Source organism: Sporosarcina sp. P25, assembly GCF_002743235.1.
Taxonomy (GTDB): Bacteria; Bacillota; Bacilli; order Bacillales_A; family Planococcaceae; genus Sporosarcina; species Sporosarcina ureae_B.
This window is the reverse complement of record NZ_PDYV01000029.1, coordinates 1-24,202: the sequence shown is the minus strand read 5'-3', so window position 1 is coordinate 24,202 and position 24,202 is coordinate 1. Positions and strand designations below refer to the sequence as shown.

Here is a 24,202-nt window from a genome sequence, read left to right as displayed (position 1 = left end):
GCGAATCCAACGCAATATAGAGCGGTTAGCCAGCGGGATAGAGCGATCCAGCATGAACTATGAGCGCCTACACGAAACTATGAGCGGAAACGCGTTCGCACTGTTGCTCCACCTTAGAATGACGTGTGACGTGGTGGGGCTATGAGCGGTTGTAGGGTGACTTTGAGCGCTCAGGCCAAATGTATGAGCGAATCCAACGCAATATAGAGCGGTTAGCCAGCAGGATAGAGCGATCCGGCATGAACTATGAGCGCCTACACGAAACTATGAGCGGAAACGCGTTCGCGCTGTTGCTCCACCTTAGAATGACGTGTGACGTGGTGGGGGCTATGAGCGGTTGTAGGGCGACTTTGAGCGCTCAGGCCAAATGTATGAGCGAATCCAACGCAATATAGAGCGGTTAGCCAGCGGGATAGAGCGATCCAGCATGAACTATGAGCGCCTACACGAAACTATGAGCGGAAACGCGTTCGCACTGTTGCTCCACCTTAGAATGACGTGTGGCGTGGTGGGGCTATGAGCGGTTGTAAGGAGACTTTGAGCGCTCAGGTCAAATGTATGAGCGAATCCAACGCAATATAGAGCGGTTAGCCAGCGGGATAGAGCGATCCGGCATGAACTATGAGCGCCTACACGAAACTATGAGCGGAAACGCGTTCACACAGTTGCTCCACCTCAGACATCAAGAAAAACCAGCATCTTCTATTCGAAGAGCCGGCTTTTCCATATAGTTATCCACTTTTCCAAAAAGGTCTTACCCTTTCAATAATCCGCTTCCACAATGGCATACATATAGTGATCTTCCCATATACCATTAATAAATAGTAATTGACGCAACAACCCCTCACGCTGGTATTTCGCTTTTTCCAATACTTTGACCGAACCTACATTACGAGGAGATACATAGGCTTCTATCCTATGCAAATTCGCTTTTTCAAACGCAAATTGATTAATGAGTGAGACTGCTTCAGTCCCAATGCCTCTTCCTGCTTGTCGCTGATCAATGGAATACCCCACAAAACCACTGGAAAACGGCAACCGTTTAATACTATACAATGAAATTTGGCCAATAATCATACTAGTTTCCGAATCAAAAATTCCGAAATTGTACTCTCGTCGATCACGCATTTGATAAAGTGATTCTCGAATTTTATCCCGTTGCATTGCTACTGTGTAATACGTATTATCGTGTTTTGGTTCAAATTCTGTCCAGTATTCCTTATTGGCGATAAGTAGCTGGGTGAATTGATACGCATCATCTTCCGTGAGTATTCGTAGGTAGCACTGCTCCCCTTCGAGTAAAATCATTTGTCCTCATCCTTTTCGAAGCATTCTGTTCTTACCTTCTACTTTATCTAATCGGTGCGAATGAAATGGAGATTCAGTACAAGTTACCTGAATTCATTAATTCTTATTATAGTTTTTTTCCAGTTACAAGACAATAGAATGCCACATTTTCTCATTTGTAAAGGAATATTCATACTTTCCCACTCCATCGATCCGTAATCTCTGTATACTATTGTTCAGGAGGATTTTATCATGCTAAGAATTATTTTGATGGTACTTTCGCTACTCATCATGATTGGAACTCATATCGCTGCAAATTTAATCCCACTTAACGGACTGACTACTTGGGAAATTGCTAATCGGGTACCGGTTCTATTCATGCCTGCAGAGTACGTTTTTTCAATTTGGATTGTGTTAGATCTGCTACTTGTCAGTTGGCTATACTTGTTTTCCAAAACATCAGCTAGACTCTCTTCATCCGTTGCCAATTTACGTGCAATCTCGTTCTCGGTCAGCTGTTTTTTAAATATTGCATGGCTTTTATTATGGCATTATAGTTATTATTATTGGGCCATTGTGAGCGTAATTGCTTTATTAATTTGTTTACTCGTGTTGTATTTCAGTTATGCAAAAATAGAGGGAACGAATCGCGAACGACTTCCGATCTCAGCTTATATGGCATGGATCTTTATCGCTGTCATCGCGAATTCTACCTATGCTTTCAAATTCCACGATTGGACAGGATGGGGTTTGAGTGATCCACTATGGACAGTATTGTTCTTAACTCTGACTACAGCAATCGCTCTACATTTTATGTATCACTACCATGACTATATGTTTAATTTAATTATTATTTGGTCTTTCATCGGTATTGCAATAAAAAATGGGACCGAGGAATTATTTGTTTCTACAGCCGCTTTATTTCTTTCTGCAGTAATTGGTTTTATACTATTTATGGGTCAGCGTTTTTCAAAGTCCAAACAATTATAACACGGTGCCAATTAGGCAGCCGTGTTTTTTTCGTGATTATACCGTAAACTAGGGTATAGGTTAGAGTGTGGACTATCATGCTAGAGAGTGGAGGTTACGCTATGTCAAATTCAAAGTTATTGTCTTCTCTTAGTTATTTCAGTGTCTTTTTCGCTCCCCTTTTACTGCCAATCATCATTTATTTCGTTGCAGATGAATTCGAAGTTCGCCGTCATGCAAAAAAAGCACTCGTTTCACATATCGTCCCTATGGTATTACTAATAGCTGGTTTCATTATCATGTCCTTTTCGATCTTTTCCTTTAATACCGACAGCATCACAAATGCAAACAGCAATATGATGTTCTGGGGATTCATTCCTATGTTATTCATTATTTTATATAGTTTATTGTTTGTAATTGTCCTGATCTGGAATGTATATCAAGGCATAAAAGTCTTGAAATAAGGATGGAAAGAACAAGCTAATCATTAAAAAAACATCAATAAAGTATGATATAGTAGAATTGAATAAATTGTACGGAAGAAAGGACTTGTGAACATGATTGTAAAAAATGATGAAGAATTAGAGGGGTTAAGGGCAATAGGTAAAATTGTTGCAGAAATTCGTGAAACGTTGAAAGATGCTACAGTACCTGGCATCACGACGAAAGAACTTGATGATATGGCAGGTCGTCTGTTTGCTGAAAAAGGTGCGGTTTCTGCTCCTATCGATCAGTATGACTTCCCTGGCTATACATGTATCAGTGTCAACCATCATGTAGCGCACGGCATTCCAGGAAGTTACGAGATCCAAGATGGTGATCTCGTGAATATAGATGTCTCCGGATCAGCTGGCGGCTATTTTGCAGATACTGGGATTTCATTCGTGGTAGGTACACCTGATGAGCAAAAACAGAAGTTGTGCGACGTAGCAAAGTCAGCTTTGGACCGCGCTTTATTGAAAGTAAAAGCAGGTTCTAGTTTGAATCAGATTGGTAAAGCTGTTGAGCGTGAAGCGAAAGATAACGGCTTACATGTGATTAAAAATTTAACCGGTCACGGAATTGGTACGTCTCTTCACGAAGAGCCACAACATATTCTGAATTATTATGATCCTTGGGATAAAACGTTATTGAAGGATGGTATGGTGCTGGCAGTGGAGCCATTCGTTTCACAGGCGGCTGAGCAGGTGATTGAATTGGATGACGGGTGGACATTTGTTACGCCTGATAAGTCACTGGTTGCCCAAATTGAGCATACGATTGTCGTGACGAAGAATCAGCCTATAATTTTGACACAGCTTGATTGATAGGAGAAACGAGTGTGTGCGGGCATTTCCGTGCACACTCATTTTTTTGTACAAAGATTTTGAAAGACTGACATACTGGTTAAAAGAAAAAAACTGAAGAACAGCCTCCTAATACAAGGGCAGTCTTCAGTCTTTGCGTATCATCATGTGGAAGTTACGTTTTATTATTTCTTTTTCTTAACTTTCGGCTTTGATTTCTTTGGTGCCGCTTTTTTCATTTCTTCCACTGTCTTAGAGTTTCCTTCGATCAGTTGTCCGTTGTACCAGACTTTTTGAACGGTTTTGATGCCTTTGGAAACTTTACGGTAGTCGCGTTCTTCCGTGTAAGATAGAAGTGTCAGGACTTCACCGTCTGCTCCTGCACGGCCTGTTCTTCCCGATCTGTGCACGTATTTGCTCAGCTGTGTGTGGTAATCGACATGGATGACGTGTGTCAGTCCTTCGATATCCAGGCCTCGCGCTGCTAAGTCTGTTGCAATCAGTATACGAATAGTACCTTTTCTGAAGTCTTCTAATGTCTTCTGGCGATCGAGTTTTTTCATATCCGAGTAGAGGACTGCAATTGGTGCATCGGTGTAAAGTAGTTTTAGTTCTTTCATACGCAATTGATCTACGTTATTCATGAATGTTAGTGCGCGCACCCCTGATATTGCAGAGATCCCTCGAAGTACGTCGGTCTTTTTGCGTTCATCCACTTTTACGTAGGAATGAATAACTTCACCACTATTTGGAATCTCATCCGCATTGACTTGTAGGCGGATTGGATCTTTCATCAGTTGCTTGGCAACCAGCTCGATTTCATCTGTAATTGTAGCAGACACAACTGCCACCTGACGTTCAGGATTTGCTGCTTCAATTAAGCTTTTCACTAGTACGCGATATTCACGCGACAGAAGCTGATCCCCTTCATCAATGACCAAGTATTGAATATCATACATTTTCAGCTTTCTTTCTCTTACTAATTCATTTAACCTTCCCGGTGTACCGACTACGATTGTTGGTTTTTTCTTTAGCTTTTCGATTTGACGTTGCATATTTGCACCGCCAATCAGCTGAGTTACTGTAACTGGAGTACCTTCAACCAACTCACGTATCACATTGACTATCTGCATAGATAGCTCTTGTGATGGCGTAATAATTAACGCTTGTGTCTTCGGTAGATTTCCGTCGACCATTTGAATCACAGGTAACGCATAGGCTAGTGTTTTCCCTGTCCCTGTTGGTGATTCAGCTACTATGTCTTTACCAGACAACATCTCGGGTATCATTTGAGACTGAATCGGCATAGGTTGTTTAAATTTCCATTTTGTGCGCAAAGATTCATTCAGCTCGTCTAAAAAATTCATTCGGTTCACTCTTTTCTGTAGTTGAGGACTTCAACCGGTTATTTTTTTTGAAGCTTCTTTTTCAACTTCTGAATTTTAGGCACTACTTTTACAAACATGTTATAAATGAACGGTTTGTATACTTTATCGATTTCACCGATAAATTCTGTTACGCCGTCTACCTGACAAAAACTGTTCTTAAAGTTATATAATCCATCTTGCTCACTATCGAGTACGAATACCCCACCAAGATCATACTGTTCCGCTCCGATTTCCAATCCCCACTTCATCATTTCATAGTTCATTAGATAACTAGGATTTAGATTGCGCTTCGTGTTGGAACTGCCAGCGTATAAATAATACAATTTCCCGTTATAGTTAATTGTTACAGCACCAGCTAAATAATCGTCTTCATGCTTTGCTATATAGATGCGTAAATCATCGAATGCTTCTCGCATTTTGACGAAATAATCATAGGAACGAATAGAGATTTGATTACGAACAGACATTTCTTCATGGATTTCAAAGAATTTCTTTAAATATTCATCACTGCGAGAATAAGAAATCTCCACACCTTTACGTGCAGAGCTTCGGATTTTACTTCGTGTTCTGCTACGGAACTTAAGCATTAACGAATCTTCATCTTCGTCGGTCAATTTAACAATCATATTGTAACGAGGCTGTATTAAATCTTCTTTACCCGCGCCTTCGTTGCGTACTATGTAACCTGCATCACGGTAAAGCTTGTCCAATTCATCTGTATACAGCTGTTCTGGATCCATTTTTAATGCAAAGGCTTTATGTTTTTTTACAAGCACCTCTGCCTCTTGAATTAATTCTTCAACTAATTTCTGATTATGTAAATCACAAATAGGTCCACGTGGTGCATATAGTAATGAAAAACCGCCTGGTACCTTCCGTATCAATAAGGACATAGCGGCTACAATTTCTCCATCTCGTTCTACGTATACTTGCTCATTACCCCAATCATCTTTAACATTTGCCCAGTTGGGATCTTGTGTAATTGAACGAAAGGGAGAATTTCTCACAAACGTTTCATATCTTTTAACATCTTCTGCATTGCTTTTATCTAAAATCGGCACTGCTCGAACACTCCTTACATTACTATAGCTCCGTACAATTTCCGTTTTGATCTTTTGAAAATCTTAAAGAACCGCACAGCCACAGCTCTATTAAGTGTAGCCTACTGTATTTTTCAAGTCAAGAATCGAAGAGTAGTTACCTGTCATTTAACAATGAAGTTTGAAAAACAAGTAGGAAATCACTATTAAATGAGACAAGCTATTCCGTTATTAATTATAATAGCCTATACTAGTAAAAAGGTATAAAGGTTTCATATAGCAAAATGCAAAAGGGGGCATTACATAGTGAAAGGTTCAGTACGCAACAAGTTAATAGCGCTCGCAGCACTTGTTATTTTAATTCCATTATTAGCTGTGGGGATCGTCAATTACTTTGTAGCAAAGCAAGAACTTGAGAAAGTTGGGGAAATGGGATTACAGAACGGGACTTATGCTGTTCTGGACTTAATCGATGAACTGAATGTACAAGTAGAGAACGGTACAATAAGTTTGGAGAAAGCACAAGAACGAGCTAAAGACAAAATTATGGGACCTATGGCCACTGATGGCACTAGACCTTTAAACAATCCAGCGAAATACGGGGAGAACTTCTACTTTTATGTTGTGGATGAGGAAGGTACTTTACTTGTACATCCACAGAAAGAAGGAGAAAGTCTCTATGAAACGAAAACAAAAGATGGCCGTTACTTCATTCGTGAAGTAATCTCAGAAGCTAAAAGCGGAGGTGGTTATGTACAGTATGACTGGCCGCTGCCAAGTAACTTGAATGTTGAAGCACCCAAAGTCACATACAGCCTACAAGATCCTAATTGGGGATGGATTATAGTGGGAGGGACTTATCTAGTAGATTTTAATGCTGGAGCAAAAAATGTTTTATGGTACACCTTAATTTCAATCATTATTTCTATCATCGTGGGTGTTACACTATTCTCGATCTTCTCTGGGCGTCTAACATCATATATTAAGAATATCCGTCACATTACAGCTGAAATTGCGCAAGGGAAACTATCAGGCGAAGATATTCCAATCCGTTCACGTGATGAGCTCGGCCATTTAGCTGAAAACGTGAATACAATGAAAAATAATCTGAATGAAATGGTCGGTCACACAAGACTTTCTTCAGACCGTATGAGAACATCTTCCGAAACACTTAGCGCAATCACGGAAGAAACAACAGCATCGGCTGACGAAATCCATAGCGCTATTGCTGAAGTATCTTCAGGTGCAGTATTGCAATCCGAAGAAGCAGATATCGCGATTACAAAAGTTAGTCAATTATCTACATTGATTTCTAAAGCATCCGAGCAATATGAAAACGTAGTGACAGAAATGCGCAGTATGAACGATCTACAAAGTTCAGGTATGCAAAAAGCGGAGACTTTAGAGGAAAACTCTCAAAACTTCAACATTGTCATCAACGACTTGCAAGGGAACTTCTCACAACTTGTATCTAGAATGAATGAAATACAAACCATCGTCCAAACGATTTCATCCATCTCTGAGCAAACGAACTTACTGGCATTAAACGCTAGTATCGAAGCCGCTCGCGCAGGAGAACATGGAAAAGGATTCGCTGTAGTAGCCAATGAAGTCCGCCATTTATCGGAAGACACGAATGAGGCAACTACGAAAGTTCGCGATCTCCTTGTGCATATTCGAAAAGATACGACAACTGCCGAAAATCAAATGAAACACACATTAGATTTGACGAGTAATCAAGAAGGCACGATTATAGAAACTAAAAATGCTTTCGAACAACTATCCGATTCCATTCTCAACATCACATCACTGTTGAAGACTATGGAAAATGATATGAACAGTATGGATGAAAATCGACAACATGTTGTTCAGGCAATAGATCAAATTGCAGCTGTCGCAACTGAATCGGCTGCCGCTACCGAACAAGTCAATGCATCCATCGATGAACAAAAAGCTGCAATCAGCACGATTATGCACGCTTCCCTTGACCTTCATACGGAAGCAGAGAATATGCACGATCTAGTTGACCGATTTAGCTAATTATTTAAGTAAAGTAAGATATAACGCGGCTGGGATAGAAGTAGAAAATCTATCGTAATTAACTAAAAGGACAAAATTAAAACCGTGTGAATCCAAGATGCTTTTAACTTGGATTTACACAGTTTTTTCATTTTATTGAGTTTTGTCTCAGCCTCGCTTTATTCTTCGACAGCATTTTTATACTTCTTGTAATAGTTGATTTGACGCATCAGTAAATACATTTTTCGCTTCATATGTTTATCTTTATTGTAAAATAAAGGATTACCATACTTTCCTGCTTTGATAAGCGATCGAATCTCTTTTTCCATAGGCGGATTATCGACAAACTTTTTCAATACTGCTTTCGGTACGACAGTGAATAAGAAATGGTCATCTAAATAGGTTAATGGCTTTTCCTTCTCGTATACCAAGTCATCGACCAAATACTTCGCCATATTCTCACCGCATTGCGTAATGTAATAACTCGAACGTCCTTGACGGATATTCACTTCAAACGCTTTGAATTTGCCATCGCGTTCATCGTATTTCAAATCGAAGTTCCCGTAACCGACATAGCCAATTGCTTCAAGGAAGTTAGCTAACTTCGTCATAATTTCTTCATCATACCGCGTAATCAATGCCGTATAATTTCCGATAGCCGTCATCGCACGTTCTTGTAATACCACCTGAGCCAATGTGATTAGCTGCGCTTTACCATGCTGATCAGCGTAATATACAGCATCCCACATATACGTATCATCCCCAGGAATGAAATCTTGGATGATCAGATCTTCTGTGTATCCACTGGCCTTAACCATTTGGATAATGCGATTGATTTCCTCATATGTATCAACTTTATAGATTTTCTGCAACCCGTCAAACGGATGACGATAATATTGAACACCATCGCTCGGCTTGATGATGACCGGGAACAGTACTTCTTCTGTAAATGGTTCATCGGATAAACATGAATGGAAGTACGTAGAGGGTGTATCTATTCCATGCTCTGCACATAATTTATAGAAGTTTTTCTTAATATACACGGCATTCATGATTTCTTCATCTATATAATTGAATAAGAAATCTTCTTGCAAAGCTTCTCGTTGCTCAATAATCAATCGGACATATAAATCGTCTGTTCCGACAAGCACTAATTTTTGATCAGCCGTACGATATTTCTTCGCAATATCCCGTAAAAACTGAACAAATACTTTTGGATCGTGTAGACCGTGATTCAGTTCCTGGATATCTGTAATCGTACTATAGCTTGTAAATGGTAATGGTTCCCTACCAACAATTACAGGTTTGATGCCATATTCTTCATGAAATGAAATTGCCATATTATAGGCATTAATATTAGTTCCGACAATAATCGGGATAAAAGAATGCTTACTCATATATTCCTCCAACAGACGTTTTTCCATTTAGTGTAGTTGCACTGAATTCGTAAGTCAAGAAAGGACCGTTCTTCACTAACCATATGTTTTATAAACTTGATCATGAGTAGCATATAATTCCCAAGGATAAACTCGCGGTGCTTCTGAAGTAAACTGCATCATTTCCTTTGTTGTCGGATGTTCAAATTCCAACTTGTGCGCCCATAATGCAATCTGTTCGCCACGCTTATTCATTGCACTACCATATTTCTGATCACCATAAAGCGGGAAGCCTTCTGTTGCCATTTGTACCCGAATTTGGTGTGAACGTCCTGTATGTAGACGTACACTTACTAAACTTTGATCTATTTTGCTATCAAGTACTTGATAATCCAAACTGGCCACTTTCCCTTCCGGATGATTCGGTCTCACACTATACACTTGATTTTTCTGACGATTCTTGTATAAGTAATGCTGAAGAGTAGATTGTCTTTTCTGAGGCACACCACGGAGAATCGCTAAATATCTCCGATCAATGATGCCGCGACGAAGCTGATTGGACAGACGAGATGCCGCTTTGGAAGTTTTAGCAAATACCATCACACCGCCAACAGGACGATCAAGACGATGTACTAAGCCAAGATATACCTTCCCCGGTTTTTGATAACGTCTTTTAATATCCTGCTTTAATATAGTCAATACGTCCAAATCTCCACTCTCATCTTTTTGCACCGGGACATTGACGGGCTTTTCCACGACTAAGAGATGGTTATCTTCATATAGTACAGGTATCTTCATTTAATGGATGCCTCTTTTTTAATACAATCCAATAATGCCTGACAACCTTCGAGCACTAAGTCGTATGTTTCTTGGAAATCACCAGTGAAGTACGGATCTGGAACGTCTTTTTGGTGACTAGTCAAATCCAAAAAACGAAACACACGCTGGTGGTCACGATCACCAAAAATGTTATGTATATTTCGGATGTTTTCCGCGTCCATTCCAATAATATAATCAAATTCCGCTGCATCTTTCATATTCAACTGACGTCCAGCCATCCCCTCTGCCGAAATTTGAAATTCTGCCAGTTTGGATATCGTTCCTTCATGAGGGGCTTTCCCCACATGCCAATTGCTTGTTCCTGCCGAGTCTACTTCGATGTGATTCTCCAAATGTTCAGTATGAATCATCTTACGAAATACTCCTTCAGCCATAGGTGAGCGACAAATATTCCCGAGACAAACGAATAATACACGTATCATACGACTCTCTCCCTTTACTAGTATATTTCTATTCTAGTATACAGCATTCGATAATTTTCTTCATTTTATGTATAATAATCAGCGATAATTCCAAGCATTACGAAATACATGTCTTACACAAGGGAATTAAGTCGTAATTAATATTTATTATAACTTTGTGATATAATAGGACTTAAATATCATCACAAAGGGAATGATGTAGGAAAAAGGAGGTCTACCCTATGCAAATTATGTTTGAAGAAACGTGGGAAGCTACTTTATCAGACCAACAAAAACAGGCTTTTATTTATCAATATGAAACCAAAAGATCTGTACATGAAGAATTTACAGCTACACCTATACTGTTAAAACGAAAACGCAATGGAGGATTAGTCGCTACTGTATTTTTGCAAAATAATCGTGACGAATTATTATCTATTCGTGAAGCTACAGTATATGTAGTAAATGAACGAGGAGAAACAGCAGCTGAAGAGACTTTTTCATTGTCCCTAGATATTCCATCTTTTACGGCAACACCTTGGTCTTTCGTCTTTTTACCAACTTGTGTCGATTCCACTGAAGAACCTACTGACGGATGGAAGGTCTTCATAAAGTAACACATAAAAAAGCAGCCGCTCCATTATGGAACAGCTGTTTTTTCACGTTAACTCAACATTATGATGAACCTGTTGTACATCTTCTAAATCATCTAGTGCATCAATCATTTTTTCAAACTGTTCCTGCGCTTCTGCATCTAATGAAATTTCATTCTGAGCTATCATGGATAACTCTGCTACAGTAAAGTCCGTAACACCAGCTTGATTAAACGCTTCCTGTACTTCATGGAAATGGGAAGGATCAGCGTATACAACTACTTGCCCATCTTCCTCCTCGATATCGTTGACATCAACGTCGGCTTCCATCAATAATTCTAATACTTCATCTTCTGTTTTGCCTTCAACACCAATAATAGCAGCTGGATCAAACATATAAGCTACAGAACCACTCACGCCCATGTTGCCTCCATTTTTACCAAATGCCGCACGTACTTCTGACGCTGTCCGATTGACGTTATTTGTTAATGCATCCACGATAACCATTGAGCCGTTCGGTCCGAACCCTTCATAACGAAGTTCGTCAAAGTTTTCCTCGCCGCCACCTTTTGCCTTTTCGATTGCACGGTCGATGATCGCTTTCGGTATGCTGTATGTTTTTGCACGTTCGAGTACGAATTTCAATGCTTGATTTGATTCGGGATTTGGATCTCCTGATTTTGCTGCTACATATATTTCACGGCCAAACTTTGCATAGATTCTACTCGTGTTCGCATCTTTAGACGCTTTCTTTTCTTTAATATTATTCCATTTACGGCCCATTGAGTGCACACTCTTTCCTTTAGTTATAATGATTTACTACTATTTAGTATACCAATTGCTTTTTGACATGAAAAGTAAAAAGATAAATAGACGTAGGTAGGAACCTCTACACTTCTAAGAGTTGTCGTGTACTAAAAATTAGTGAGTGTCTGCGCTACTGAGTAGTAATAATATAGATTGTACTAGCAAAACAAGATTTTTTATACGTTACACAACTAAGAAATCCATTTGACAGAACCACTACGCGGCTGCCCGTCTTACTCACTTTTGGTTGGGGACGTCGCTCGACTGATTGTTAGGTATTGAAATTAGCGAGGGTATGCTTTCTGGACCCGCGCAGGCACGTGGGGGATTGCCTCCAGCCCTGAGCCAGCTGGCGATGGGGCTGCCAGTTGTCTCAGGGCCACGGCCTACCCCGCAGTTGTGCCTGCGCTACTTTGGGGAAATGAATTAGTTTGTGTTTCTAGCAAAGAGAAAACCAGTGACATGGTGATAGCTATCATGTATTTCTTGCTCACTTTTTGTTGGGGACGTCGCTCGACTGGTTGTTGGATACTGAAATTAGTGAGTGTATGCTTTCTCTACCCGCGCAGGCACGTGGGGGATTGCCTACAGCCCTGAGCCAGCTGGCGATGGGGCTGCCAGTTGTCTCAGGGCCACGGCCTACCCCGCAGTTGTGCCTGCGCTACTTTGGGGAAATGAATTAGTTTGTGTTTCTAGCGAAGAGAAAAACAGTGACATGGTGATAGCTATTATGCATTTCTTGCTTACTTTTGGTTGGGGACGTCGCTCGACTTATTTTTGGATTCTGAAGTTAGCAAGTGTTCACTTTCTCGACCCGCTCAGGCACGTGGGGGATTGCCTACAGCCCTGAGCCAGCTGGCGATAGGGCTGCCAGTTGTCTCAGGGCCACGGCCTACCCCGCAGTTGTGCCTGTGCTACTTAGTGGTAATGATGTAAGTTGTGGTTCTAACAGAAATAAAAACAGAGACAGGCGAACTTTCTGTCAGTGGCTCCTTGCGAAAGCCATCCACCAGCGCCGGAGTGAGGACCATGACCGCCCCAGTCTCATTGCCAGCAAAACCACGAACCCCTAAACAAACACCCAACAGAAAAAGCAAGTGCAAAAACCACAACCCACCACCGCTTATTACGCACCCCTAACAGAAACGCAATCCAACAAGCACTAATTCCATTAAAAATTCAACTACTCACACTGCCTTGCATCATTTCCAACACGTAAACCATCCTATAGCACTATAATAAGGATCAATATACTCTTTCTTCGCACTACCATGAAAACAAGAAACTTTCTACAAATCCCGGAAATAAAATAAATTTTCAAAAATACTACCCATGTTCGGTGAGTACTTACCATGCTTTAGAGCCTCTTCCAAATAAGAATTCGCCATTATTTAAATAAATAAAAATTCCAATCCCTACTATTCTAATTTGTATTGACTATTTTTAATTGTCTGTTAAACTGTTAATAATATAACAGTTAGCGGGGTGATGGAATGGTCACATTTGAATCGTGGAAAGATGCACCGGTCTTACCAGAGTTTCCGACAGACTCCGAGACCAAAGGAGCTTCTGAAGTATTGCAATGGGCTTATGATCACTATGGAGAAAAGTTAGTCTATGCTTGTAGCTTCGGTATCGAAGGTATTGTATTAATTGAACTGATTTCACGGGTGAAGCCCAATGCCAAGATTGTTTTCTTAGACACTAATTATCATTTTAAAGAAACGTATGACACGATAGAAAAAGTGAAAAAGCGCTATCCTCAACTTCAAATTCATTTGCAACAACCTGGATTGACTATTGAAGAACAAACAAATCAATACGGTTTAGATCTCTGGAAAACCAACCCAAACCAATGCTGTGATTTGCGGAAGATTAAACCATTGGAAGAAGCTATTGACCCTTCCACCGCATGGATATCAGGATTACGTAGAGAACAATCTGAAATGAGAAAATCTACGGATTATCTAAATGTAGATAACCGTTTTGAGAAGATTAAAGTGTGTCCGCTTATTCATTGGACATGGAAAGATGTGTGGCGTTTCGCCCACACACATGAACTGGACTATAATATACTCCATGATCAAGGTTATCCGAGTATTGGTTGTGCAAACTGTACAAAACCCGCTTTTACTGAAGAAGACATGCGTTCCGGACGTTGGACTGGTAGTGGAAAAACAGAATGCGGCTTGCACACGTAATTTTTTTTGATTTTAAAGCCTAGTATTTCTATATGACTTATTAAAATGTAAAGGTTAGGTGCTTAAAAATGACAACAATACAACCACACGGCGGTAAGTTAGTTAATTTATATGATCCCACTCTCTCCATTAAAGGATTGCACAAAACAGTCTCTATTGATGCAACATCAGTGAGTGATTTGGAATTAATCGCAACGGGTGCCTATAGCCCGTTAACTGGATTTTTAACTTCTAAAGATTATCATGCAGTCGTCAATGATATTCGTCTCGCGGACGGTACGATATGGAGTTTGCCTATTACGCTACCCGTAAAAGACAGTTCGGCTTACTCCGTTGGCGATACAGTATTACTCGACTATCAAGGTGATATATTCGGCACACTTGAAATAACGGATATCTTCGAACCTGATCAACAAATTGAAGCAGAAAAAGTGTATAAAACAACTGACCGTGCACATCCAGGTGTAGCGAAGTTACTTGATCGCGGCCATATCTATCTAGGTGGACCGATTAAACTGATCAGACGAATAGAACAGAAAGATTTTGCTGAATTTTATTTCGATCCTTCTGAAACTCGTCAAGCATTTGAAAGTAATGGCTGGAAGACGATTGTCGGATTCCAAACGCGTAATCCTGTGCACCGTGCACATGAGTATATTCAAAAAACTGCACTCGAAATCGTGGACGCACTTTTGCTCAATCCGCTAGTTGGTGAAACAAAGTCTGACGATATCCCAGCTGATGTACGGATGGAGAGTTATCAAGTTCTACTGAGTGATTACTACCCTGAAGATCGCGTGAAGTTGGCTGTTTTCCCTGCTGCAATGCGTTATGCAGGACCACGCGAGGCAATATTCCATGCGCTTGTGCGTAAAAATTATGGTTGCACACACTTTATCGTCGGTCGTGACCATGCAGGTGTTGGAGATTATTATGGCACATACGAAGCACAAGAAATCTTCTCGAACTTTACAGCGGAGGAAATCGGCATCACATTACTGTTCTTTGAGCATAGTTTCTTCTGTAAAACTTGCGGCAATATGGCAACACCTAAAACTTGCCCGCACCCCAGTGAGGACCATGTCATCCTTTCGGGAACTAAGGTGCGTGAGATGTTGAAAAACGGCATCTTGCCTCCACCGGAATTCAGTCGCAAAGAAGTGGTCGATGTACTCATTAATGGATTACAAGAAAAAGAACTGGCGAAGTGAGGGATGACGATATGGCAAAGAACATTGTATGGCATGACCAATTAATTTCAAAAGAACAACAACGATCAAAAAATAAACATCATAGTGCAGTACTCTACTTCACTGGTCTATCCGGTTCGGGTAAATCCACCATTGCCAATGCAGCCGCACGCCGGTTGCATGATCTTGGTGCTAACACTTATGTACTTGATGGTGATAATGTTCGTCATGGCTTAAATAAGGACCTTGGCTTCTCTGATGAAGCACGTAAAGAAAACATTCGTCGCATTGGTGAAGTCTCAAAATTATTCATTGACAGTGGTCAGCTCGTGTTTACCGCATTCATCTCCCCTTTCCAAGAGGATCGTGATAGCGTCAGACTCTTAGTGGAAGAAGATGAATTTGTTGAAGTGTATATCAGTTGTCCTCTTGAAGCTTGTGAACAACGTGATCCAAAGGGTTTATATGAAAAAGCACGTGCCGGTGTCATTCCTGAATTTACTGGGATTTCATCACCTTATGAAGCACCAGTAAAACCTGAACTTACATTAGAAACTGATCGATATACGATTGATGAGTGTGTCGAACAATTGATCGGTTACTTACGCGATAAAAAATGGATTAATTAAGGAGTGATTGGAATGGGCAAAGTTTGGCTAGTCGGAGCAGGTCCTGGAGATCCTGATTTATTGACCGTCAAAGCAGTGAAAGCTATACAGCAAGCGGATGTAGTTCTTTATGACAGACTGATCAATCAAGAAATCTTAACTCATGTAAAGTCCGATGCAGAATTGATTTTTGTAGGAAAACTTCCTAAGCATCATTTCGTTCAGCAGGATATGATCAATTTCTTATTGGTTAAACATGCGAAACAAGGTAAACAAGTCGTACGTCTGAAAGGCGGCGATCCATTTATATTCGGTCGCGGCGGTGAAGAAGCAGCGTTTGTGGTGAAGCATCACATCCCATTCGAAGTGATTCCGGGCATTACGTCCGGAATTGCAGCTCCAGCCTATGCAGGAATCCCTGTTACCCATCGTGATTACAGCGCTTCCTTTGCAATCGTCACGGGCCATCGTAAAGAAGGTGCCGAAGAGACTGAAAAATGGCAAGCTCTCGCAAAAGGGATTGATACTCTAGCGATTTATATGGGTGTCAGCAATCTACCTTATATCCAAAAACAATTGATTGAGCACGGTAAAGATCCGGACACACCTGTTGCCTTCATTCATTGGGGAACGACAGAGACACAGCGCACAGTTACTGCGACGCTTTCCACTATGACGGAAACGGCACGTCTGGAAGAAGTCAAAAATCCGAGTATGATCATTATCGGTGAAGTCGTTCGCTTGCGTGATGAATTACAATGGTTTGAAGAATCCAGTAAAGAACGTCGTTTACACAAGGCGATGGTATGAGAGCTATCTTATATATTTGCCACGGCAGCCGCGTAAAGAAAGGGCAGCAGGCTGCTTTGGCATTCATTGAGAAGACAATGGAAACCGAAGCGGCCCCTATCCAGGAAGCGTGTTTTCTGGAACTCGCTGAACCGTCGATTGCTGAAGGCGTTGCGCGCTGTATCGCACGAGGCGCAACAGAAATTATTGCTATCCCCTTTCTGTTATTACGCGCAGGTCATGCCAACCTGGATATTCCTACTGAGCTTCAGGAAGTTATGATGGATTACCCTGATACTCCTGTTTACTACGGTGATCCAATTGGTGTGGATGAAAGAATGATCAATGTACTAATCGAACGATTGCATGAAACGACAGAAGTAATTCCTGAGGATGCATGCATTTTATTGATTGGAAGAGGCAGTAGTGATCCCGCTACGCAAGATGATTTTGCAGAAATCAAAAGAATCTTCCAAGAAAAAACTAAACTCCACAATGTCAGTGTCGGTTATCTAGCAGCTTGCGAGCCTTTTTATGAAGATGAACTCGAACGATTACTAGAACATCAGCCAAAGAATTTGTATGTTTTACCGTATTTATTGTTCACGGGTATCTTGATGAAATCAATTGAACGAACACTAAAGAAAACTAAAACAACAACCGCTATTCATCTATGCCCCGAATTAGGCTATGACCCCGTGATTCATGCGATTCTGAATGAAAGGGCCGATGAAGCAACAGAAAGGAAACGTGGTCTCTATGTTCCCCATCATGCTTGAAAACATGGATGAATCAAATATTTTCCTAGTCGGTGGCGGGCACGTCGCATATCACAAAGTACTCAACCTCCATCGTTTCGGTATCCATCCTACCATTATCAGCCCTGAATTCCACCCGTCTTTTGAAGAACTAGAACAACGAGGGACGGTTACACTCATCACGAAAAAAGCACAATGGGAAGACGTTGCAAATGCTTTTCTCACCTTGCTTGTAACGGATGACGAAGCAGTAAATGATTGTCTTGCCAAACAATTAAAAGATGCGGGTAAACTGGTCGTTCACGCTTCCAATCCTTCTTTAGGTACTGCACAGATTCCCGCTGTTATGACACGCGGTAAACTGATCATCAGTGTATCGACAAGTGGCGCAAGTCCTTCATTGGCCAAAAATGTTCGTGACGAAATTGCAGAAACCTATGATGAACGATATGAGGACTACCTGGATTTCCTTGCTGATGTACGACACTATGTGAAGCTTTACATCGCGGATCGCGCAGAGCGTAGGACATGGCTGAAAGAAGCTATCGAGCCTATTTATCTCCATAATGCAGAAGAGCGGCAGACTCTTATGAACGAACTACAGCAAACCTTTCCATCAAAACAGCTCATCAGTTAAAAAAGAAAATAGAATTAAAAGAGATCCTTAATTCACTTACGAATTAAGGATCTCTTTATGTAGTTTTTAATCGATTATTTATTCATGAATGATTTGATTTCTTCTTCAGACATGGAAGAATCACATTTAATGTTTACTGTGTCTCCATTTGTGTAGATGAAGCCAGGCACTGTTGGAATGTCGTACTCATTACGGAAAGCAGAAACACCTTTCATGTCAGCATTTTCAATACTGTTAACGTAATAGATATGGGCATCCGTTTCTTTAGCCACTTTGTTTAATTTTTCAACGAATAGTTGGCAGAAAGGACATACGGATTTACCGACATAGATTACAGCCTCGCCGTCCCCTTTTACTAGTTCGTCTGCTCTTGCCGAATCAATTTTATCAAAACCCGCTACATTTTCTTCATAACCCATTTATGATCAATCTCCTTTCATTGTTAGTATTAGTATACCGCATTGTGTAAAGACTCAAACAAATCTGCTTATCGGTTCACCTCCATATACTTTTCAAAGACCTCCATCATACTATCTATTCAAACGGATAGGCGTGGATGATATTCCCCATCCGTCCTGTCGTCGTGATAGCCTGTGATAGGGAATTCACTATTGCTTCTTCTGCCACTTCAGCTGCACTGAGAAAAAGGTCATCCATCTCTAACTTTTTAGATTCACGCGAGTCCATGTTATTCATCCCAAGTTAAAATTCTAAATAAGTAAAGACTTAGTTTCAGACTAGTTTTCTCTATTTTAATCAAAATAAAAAAGGCAGCAAAGTTCTACTGCCTTTTCAATCTTGATTAATGACCTAAATAGGCTTTCTTAATCGTATCATCTTGCAATAATTCTTTAGCAGTACCAGAAGCAACTACTTTCCCATTTTCAAGTACATAACCATGATCTGCTACTTTTAATGCTTGTCGCGCATTTTGTTCAACAAGTAAGACTGTGGTACCCGCTTCATTAATCTCTTTAATAATTTTAAATATATCTGCAACGATGATCGGTGCTAGACCCATTGAAGGTTCATCTAGTAAAAGAAGCTTTGGCCTAGACATAATTACTCTGGCAATCGCTAACATTTGTTGTTGTCCACCTGAAAGTGTCCCACCGTATTGTTCTTTTCTTTCTCTCAGAATCGGAAAGCGATCCATCACCTTTTCAATATCCGCGCTAACTTCTGAATCACTTCGGTGATATGCACCCATTTCCAAGTTTTCTAAAACAGTCATTGTTGCCAAAATACCTCGACCTTCTGGAACAAGCGCTAAACCATTTCTTAAAAGCTGGTCTGGTCGACGACCTGTAACGTCTTTCCCTAAATAATGGATTGTACCTTCTTTGGGTTTTAAAAGCCCAGCGATGGTATTCATCATCGTCGTCTTACCAGCACCATTGGCACCTAAAATCGTTACGATTGTCCCTTCTTCTACAGCTATCTCTATACTTTTTAACGCTTGAATCTTACCATAAAAGGTACTGATGTTATCTAGTTTAAGCAAGCTCATCTTCCTCCTCAACCCCGAGGTAGGCTTCAATTACTTCTTTATTATTTTGAATACTGCTCGGTGTACCTTCTGCAATTTTTTTACCAAAGTTCAAAACGATAATTCTACTACAAACACGCATCACGAGTGGCATATCATGTTCGATAAGTAGCACTGTAATATCTAACGTTTGGATTTTTTTAATTAAATTAAATAAATCATTCGTTTCTTTTTCGTTCATCCCAGCCGCTGGTTCATCAAGAAGGATTAACTTTGGTCTACTTGCTAAAGCTCTTGCGATTTCTAATCTCCGCTGCGCACCGTATGATAGGTTTTTTGCAATTGTTTCCTTATCATCCGCTAAGCCAACAACTTCTAATATCTCATCTGAAGTTGCCAAAACTCTAGCTTCTTCTGCTTTTTGAGCTTTCGTGCGGAAAACACTTTGCAACACATTAGTTTTTAGTCGACAATGATTACCTACCATAACGTTTTCACGTACTGTTAAGTCAGAAAATAGACGAATATTTTGAAATGTACGGCAAATGCCTTTTTCTGTAATTTGATGTGGCTTTAAATTCGAAAGTGGATTACCGACAAACGATATTTCACCAGAACTAGGAGGATACATAGCTGTAATCATATTAAACATAGTCGTCTTTCCAGCACCATTAGGCCCAATTAAACCAAGAATTTCGCCTTCTTCCACTGAAAATGAGACATCGGTTAAAGCTTGGATACCACCGAAGTTTTTACTGATCTTCTTTATTTCCAGCACCATGCTTTTTCTCCCCTTTCTTCTTAGGTCTTAATCGTTTAAATCGGTTCATCATATTCACATCGATAATTCCTTGTGGGCGGAACGCCATCATAAGAACAAGAAGCGCACCATAAATCATAAATCGATATTCGTTGATAAAACGTAAGAATTCCGGCATTGCAGATAAGAACACAGCTCCGAATATGGATCCCCATATCACTTCGCTTCCGCCAAAAATAGAGAAAATCAATATTTCTACTGCTCTATGATAATCAAAGTCTGATGGGCTAATGTACGCCATTAAATGGGCATATAATGCGCCTGCAAATCCTGCTAACATTGCGCCTTGACCGAAAGCTAATACTTTGTAATAAGTAATATTAATACCCATTGCTTCTGATGCTTCTTCATCCATTTTAATAGCGGAGAAAGCACGTCCAATTCTAGAATTATTTTGTCTCACGAAGAACCAAATGACAGAAATCGTTATAATAAGTAAGACAAAAAAGACAGCTAAACTTATGAACTGGTTGTTTTTCAACCCAAACATATCAGGTTCTATTCCTATAGTTTTACTTACACTAAGTATTTCTCTTCCAAGATGCGGAATGCCTGATAAGCCAATTGCACCGTTTGTTAAACCATCCCAGTTAATGAAAAGAACTCGAACGACTTCACCGAACCCAAGTGTTGCAATAGCGAGATAAACACCTTGCAATCTTAAAGCCGGAATACCGATTAATGTCCCAACAATCCCTGTAAAGATAGCAGCTATAATGACACCGAGTACAAGCGGCATATTATAATTAAGCGTTAGAATAGCTGTTGTGTACGCACCTATACTCATAAAGCCCGCATGACCAAGTGATAATTGTCCTGTTCCAAGCGTTATGTATATGCTAACAGCTAGAATGATATTAATTAAAATAAAAGAAGTAACTTGTAGATAATACGGGTTTATTAATTCGCCTAACATCTAATCAACCCTTTCTCCCAGTTGTAGCTGTTCCAAAGATTCCTTGTGGTCGTACGATTAAAATAACAATGATAGCGATAAACGCAACAGCATCCCGATAACCTGAATCTCCATATGCTACGATAAATGTTTCAGCCATCCCTAAAATCAAACCACCTACCATGGCTCCTCTAACATTACCTAAACCACCTAAAATAATAATAGCTAATCCTTTAAGTCCGAAAGATAAACCCATTTGAGGGTTAACAGAGTTGAAAGCGATTCCCACTAAAATTCCAGCAATTCCACCCATTGCTGATGCAATAATAACAGTTTGCGTTATCGTTTTTTTCGTATTTACACCGAGAAGGCTTGCTACTGCTAAGTTTTCCGCGCTTGCACGTAATGCTTTTCCTGCTTTTGTTTTAGATAACCAAAAAGTAAGTCCAAACATTAGTAAAATAGCAATAACGAAAATAATAATTTGAACGTAGTAAACAGTTGTTGATCCTAAAACGAATTTTAATTCTGAAAGTGATGTACGGAATGGTTGGTTGCCTGAACCAAAAAAGTGATGTGCAACGTTCTCAAGAAAAATTGAAACACCGATTGTACTTATTAAAGGCGCAAGATGTGAGACACCTTCTTTCCCTCGTAATGGTCTTAGCGCAAATGTTTCGAGAAAATAGCCTAAAATTCCCGTCACTACAATGGCTACCACAAATGCAATATATAATGGCCAACCCAATATATTCGTGACAACGACGCCCATAAATGCTCCGAACATAAAGATTTCCCCGTGCCCCATGTTTACTACGTTCAACACACCAAATACGAGCGTGTAACCTAGCGCAACAATGACATAGATACTTCCTAATGTTAAACCATTTATTAATTGTTCAATTAGCAATAGTACTCCTCCTTCTTCATTTTCGACTTATATGATTAATCTCATTTTTCGTAAGTCATTTAAGAAAACAACAAGGCTGGGAAAATCCCCAGCCCCTTCCTTGAAAAATTATTCAAATACTACGTATTCATCATCTTCAATAATTAAAACAGTTGGCTCCATAATAATGTCACCGTCTTCATCAAATGACATATTTCCTAGAACGCCTTCAAAATCTTTAATTTCAGCCAGTGCATCACGAATCGCATCACGATCTGCTTCACCAGCATTTTTAATTGCTTCAGCCATTACATAAAAACCATCATATGCTTGTGCTGCGAACTGGTCCGGCTCCATACCGTAAGCCGCTTTATAATCTTCAACAAACTTTTTAACTTTCTCGTTGTCTTTCTTAGCGAACCAAGGAGTTGCAACGATTAAACCATTTGCAGCGTCGCCAGCAATTTCAATAACTTCCGGTGAGTTAAAACCATTACCGCCAACGAATGGTACGTCAATTCCCATTTTGCGGGCTTGATCAAGAATTACTGCGCCTTCATTATAAAGAGCAGAAGCTAAAACTAAGTCTGGATTTAGGCTTTTAATTTTTGTTAATTGTGCTTTATAATCAGATTGTCCTAATTGGAAAGTTTCTGTTGTTAAAACTTCTAAATCTAAATCTTCAGCAACTTGCTTCATCGTGTCATATCCTGCTTTTGTGAATACATCATCATTTCCGTATAAAATCGCAACCTTTTTTGCACCATATTTATCAATAGCTTTCTGCACAGATGCAGGAATTGCTAATGTCTCAGGAATTGAATTTCTGAATACATATTCTCCAAGTTGTGGAATACCTTCAGCTGTGTTTGATGTACCTAGAATCGGAACACCGTTTAAATCTGCTTCTGGTCCAACAATTTGCATTTCAGTACTTAAAGTAGGCCCAATAATTGCATCTACATTTTCTGAGTTCATTAATTTTTGTGCAACTGATAGTGCTTCTTCTTGTTTACCAGCAGAGTCTTCAATTTTCAACTCAATGTCCACTTCTCCAAGTTCAGTAATTTCTTTGTGTGCGAGATTAATTCCGTTTGTAATCGCTTCACCATAACTAGCACCTGGGCCAGTTAAGTATGAAATAACGCCTACTTTTGCTTTTACAACATCACCGGAATCTGCACCTTCAGTATCATCTGTTGATGAGTTTCCACATGCGGCTAACATTACTAATGTGAAAGCCATTAAAACTGTAAACAAGAGTTTACTTCTTTTACTCATACTACCCAGCCCCCTATTTGATTGAAATTTCAATCATCGAGAATTATACAACTCTCAATAATTTGTTAGTTATATCATTTGTCACAACTCTGGTTATCTTATGACTCATCGAACATGAGCTTCTGTTTTCATGTGACAAAATAGTGATATAACTAATATTTTGATTATACCCTATTATTAATAGCATAGGTTGTAATATTTACAATATTTAAAACTATCTATCATATTAGAGATATTTATTTCTTAATTGAATATAATGTAAGTTATTTTGATGAACTGGATTTATCCACTTATGGCTATCTTCGCAGCGAGTTGTTACGGTACAGTCTCTACTATTATTAATCTCGCTCTATTAAATGATTTCACTGTTGCAGAAGCGGTGACTAGTCAGTAACTTATTGGTTTGATGTTTGCTCTTTTCATATTTATTATTGTATGTCGAAAAGCAAAAAAAAAGAGGTTGGGACAGAACAGAAAAAACGTAAGGGGAATGAGTCCTTTACGCTTTTTTCTGTTCTATCAGCAAATATTTTTTAGAGTATCAGAATGTACCGGAACGGAGAAAGGCCGACTCCTGAGGGATCAGCGTGCGTCTTGAGACCCTGGACGTAGCAAAGCGAAGGAAGCGGCTCAAGCCAC

The 24,202-nt window shown here is 39.9% G+C and carries 26 protein-coding genes; 12 read left to right on the top strand and 14 right to left on the bottom strand.

From position 1 onward, the window contains the following. Positions 1–762 precede the first annotated feature (762 nt). On the bottom strand, positions 763–1,308 hold the full coding sequence (locus tag CSV70_RS15655; RefSeq protein ID WP_085131650.1) for a GNAT family N-acetyltransferase: 546 nt from the start codon (positions 1,306–1,308) through the stop codon (positions 763–765). A gap of 231 nt (positions 1,309–1,539) precedes the next feature. Between CSV70_RS15655 and CSV70_RS15650 the strand changes: the two genes are divergently transcribed. The 3 genes from CSV70_RS15650 (at position 1,540) to map (ending at position 3,563) form a co-directional block, all read left to right on the top strand. Further along, positions 1,540–2,277: a hypothetical protein gene (locus CSV70_RS15650; RefSeq protein WP_085131651.1), complete on the top strand. Its 738-nt coding sequence runs from the start codon at positions 1,540–1,542 to the stop codon at positions 2,275–2,277. Positions 2,278–2,378: 101 nt separating this feature from the next. Next, on the top strand, positions 2,379–2,720 hold the full coding sequence (locus tag CSV70_RS15645; RefSeq protein ID WP_085131652.1) for a magnetosome magnetite crystal formation protein family: 342 nt from the start codon (positions 2,379–2,381) through the stop codon (positions 2,718–2,720). 93 nt (positions 2,721–2,813) lie between these two features. Beyond that, positions 2,814–3,563, top strand: coding sequence for a type I methionyl aminopeptidase (gene map, locus CSV70_RS15640; protein ID WP_099627985.1), 750 nt, complete (start codon positions 2,814–2,816; stop codon positions 3,561–3,563). A 164-nt stretch (positions 3,564–3,727) separates the two neighbouring features. Here map and CSV70_RS15635 read toward each other — a convergent pair whose 3' ends face one another. Next, positions 3,728–4,909 (bottom strand): DEAD/DEAH box helicase, encoded by a 1,182-nt coding sequence (locus tag CSV70_RS15635; protein ID WP_099661172.1) that lies wholly within the window; start codon positions 4,907–4,909, stop codon positions 3,728–3,730. 38 nt (positions 4,910–4,947) lie between these two features. Continuing rightward, positions 4,948–5,991, bottom strand: coding sequence for a lipid II:glycine glycyltransferase FemX (locus CSV70_RS15630; protein ID WP_099629531.1), 1,044 nt, complete (start codon positions 5,989–5,991; stop codon positions 4,948–4,950). A 285-nt stretch (positions 5,992–6,276) separates the two neighbouring features. Here CSV70_RS15630 and CSV70_RS15625 point away from each other — a divergent pair, with 285 nt between their 5' ends. Next, positions 6,277–8,010 (top strand): methyl-accepting chemotaxis protein, encoded by a 1,734-nt coding sequence (locus CSV70_RS15625; RefSeq protein ID WP_233191833.1) that lies wholly within the window; start codon positions 6,277–6,279, stop codon positions 8,008–8,010. A gap of 158 nt (positions 8,011–8,168) precedes the next feature. Here the strand turns inward: CSV70_RS15625 and CSV70_RS15620 are convergent, their stop codons facing one another. The 3 genes from CSV70_RS15620 to CSV70_RS15610 form a co-directional block, all read right to left on the bottom strand. After that, positions 8,169–9,386, bottom strand: coding sequence for a carboxylate--amine ligase (locus tag CSV70_RS15620; RefSeq protein WP_099627982.1), 1,218 nt, complete (start codon positions 9,384–9,386; stop codon positions 8,169–8,171). Between the two features lie 75 nt (positions 9,387–9,461). Beyond that, a complete protein-coding gene (locus tag CSV70_RS15615) occupies positions 9,462–10,163 on the bottom strand; it encodes an RluA family pseudouridine synthase (protein ID WP_085131658.1) in 702 nt (233 codons plus the stop codon). Then, positions 10,160–10,627, bottom strand: coding sequence for a low molecular weight protein-tyrosine-phosphatase (locus CSV70_RS15610; RefSeq protein WP_085131659.1), 468 nt, complete (start codon positions 10,625–10,627; stop codon positions 10,160–10,162). Before CSV70_RS15610 ends, CSV70_RS15615 begins: the two co-directional genes overlap by 4 nt. Positions 10,628–10,848: 221 nt before the next feature. Between CSV70_RS15610 and CSV70_RS15605 the strand changes: the two genes are divergently transcribed. After that, complete coding sequence (locus CSV70_RS15605) at positions 10,849–11,223, top strand: SLAP domain-containing protein (RefSeq protein ID WP_099629529.1); 375 nt, start codon at positions 10,849–10,851, stop codon at positions 11,221–11,223. A 42-nt stretch (positions 11,224–11,265) separates the two neighbouring features. Here CSV70_RS15605 and CSV70_RS15600 read toward each other — a convergent pair whose 3' ends face one another. After that, positions 11,266–11,982: a YebC/PmpR family DNA-binding transcriptional regulator gene (locus CSV70_RS15600; RefSeq protein ID WP_099629528.1), complete on the bottom strand. Its 717-nt coding sequence runs from the start codon at positions 11,980–11,982 to the stop codon at positions 11,266–11,268. A gap of 1,517 nt (positions 11,983–13,499) precedes the next feature. Here CSV70_RS15600 and CSV70_RS15595 point away from each other — a divergent pair. The 6 genes from CSV70_RS15595 to CSV70_RS15570 all read left to right on the top strand — a co-directional run bounded on the left by CSV70_RS15595 (position 13,500) and on the right by CSV70_RS15570 (position 18,189). Further along, positions 13,500–14,207 carry a phosphoadenylyl-sulfate reductase gene (locus tag CSV70_RS15595; RefSeq protein WP_099629527.1) on the top strand — a complete coding sequence of 236 codons (708 nt, stop codon included), beginning with the start codon at positions 13,500–13,502 and terminating at the stop codon, positions 14,205–14,207. Positions 14,208–14,275: 68 nt separating this feature from the next. Then, positions 14,276–15,418, top strand: coding sequence for a sulfate adenylyltransferase (gene sat, locus CSV70_RS15590; RefSeq protein ID WP_099629526.1), 1,143 nt, complete (start codon positions 14,276–14,278; stop codon positions 15,416–15,418). A gap of 11 nt (positions 15,419–15,429) precedes the next feature. Beyond that, positions 15,430–16,026: an adenylyl-sulfate kinase gene (gene cysC, locus CSV70_RS15585; RefSeq protein WP_099629525.1), complete on the top strand. Its 597-nt coding sequence runs from the start codon at positions 15,430–15,432 to the stop codon at positions 16,024–16,026. Positions 16,027–16,038: 12 nt separating this feature from the next. Next, on the top strand, positions 16,039–16,815 hold the full coding sequence (gene cobA, locus CSV70_RS15580; protein ID WP_099629524.1) for a uroporphyrinogen-III C-methyltransferase: 777 nt from the start codon (positions 16,039–16,041) through the stop codon (positions 16,813–16,815). Further along, on the top strand, positions 16,812–17,573 hold the full coding sequence (locus tag CSV70_RS15575; protein WP_099629523.1) for a sirohydrochlorin chelatase: 762 nt from the start codon (positions 16,812–16,814) through the stop codon (positions 17,571–17,573). Before cobA ends, CSV70_RS15575 begins: the two co-directional genes overlap by 4 nt. Continuing rightward, a complete protein-coding gene (locus CSV70_RS15570; protein WP_099628055.1) occupies positions 17,554–18,189 on the top strand; it encodes a precorrin-2 dehydrogenase/sirohydrochlorin ferrochelatase family protein in 636 nt (211 codons plus the stop codon). The genes CSV70_RS15575 and CSV70_RS15570 overlap by 20 nt, the downstream gene beginning before the upstream one ends. Before the next feature lie 74 nt (positions 18,190–18,263). Here the strand turns inward: CSV70_RS15570 and CSV70_RS15565 are convergent, their stop codons facing one another. From CSV70_RS15565 to CSV70_RS15540, 7 genes are all read right to left on the bottom strand, one after another. Next, on the bottom strand, positions 18,264–18,608 hold the full coding sequence (locus tag CSV70_RS15565; RefSeq protein ID WP_085131670.1) for a DUF6568 family protein: 345 nt from the start codon (positions 18,606–18,608) through the stop codon (positions 18,264–18,266). A 115-nt stretch (positions 18,609–18,723) separates the two neighbouring features. Continuing rightward, positions 18,724–18,876, bottom strand: a complete 153-nt coding sequence (locus CSV70_RS16365; protein ID WP_157111229.1) for a P1 family peptidase — start codon at positions 18,874–18,876, stop codon at positions 18,724–18,726. A 115-nt stretch (positions 18,877–18,991) separates the two neighbouring features. Further along, positions 18,992–19,693 carry an ABC transporter ATP-binding protein gene (locus tag CSV70_RS15560; RefSeq protein ID WP_099629522.1) on the bottom strand — a complete coding sequence of 234 codons (702 nt, stop codon included), beginning with the start codon at positions 19,691–19,693 and terminating at the stop codon, positions 18,992–18,994. Further along, on the bottom strand, positions 19,686–20,459 hold the full coding sequence (locus CSV70_RS15555) for an ABC transporter ATP-binding protein (protein ID WP_085131672.1): 774 nt from the start codon (positions 20,457–20,459) through the stop codon (positions 19,686–19,688). Before CSV70_RS15555 ends, CSV70_RS15560 begins: the two co-directional genes overlap by 8 nt. Beyond that, positions 20,431–21,414 carry a branched-chain amino acid ABC transporter permease gene (locus CSV70_RS15550; protein WP_085131673.1) on the bottom strand — a complete coding sequence of 328 codons (984 nt, stop codon included), beginning with the start codon at positions 21,412–21,414 and terminating at the stop codon, positions 20,431–20,433. The genes CSV70_RS15555 and CSV70_RS15550 overlap by 29 nt, the downstream gene beginning before the upstream one ends. Before the next feature lie 4 nt (positions 21,415–21,418). Next, positions 21,419–22,303, bottom strand: coding sequence for a branched-chain amino acid ABC transporter permease (locus CSV70_RS15545; protein ID WP_085131674.1), 885 nt, complete (start codon positions 22,301–22,303; stop codon positions 21,419–21,421). 108 nt (positions 22,304–22,411) lie between these two features. Further along, complete coding sequence (locus tag CSV70_RS15540) at positions 22,412–23,563, bottom strand: ABC transporter substrate-binding protein (protein WP_085131675.1); 1,152 nt, start codon at positions 23,561–23,563, stop codon at positions 22,412–22,414. A gap of 271 nt (positions 23,564–23,834) precedes the next feature. Here CSV70_RS15540 and CSV70_RS16820 point away from each other — a divergent pair, with 271 nt between their 5' ends. Beyond that, on the top strand, positions 23,835–23,957 hold the full coding sequence (locus tag CSV70_RS16820; protein ID WP_255397546.1) for a hypothetical protein: 123 nt from the start codon (positions 23,835–23,837) through the stop codon (positions 23,955–23,957). Positions 23,958–24,202 lie beyond the last annotated feature (245 nt).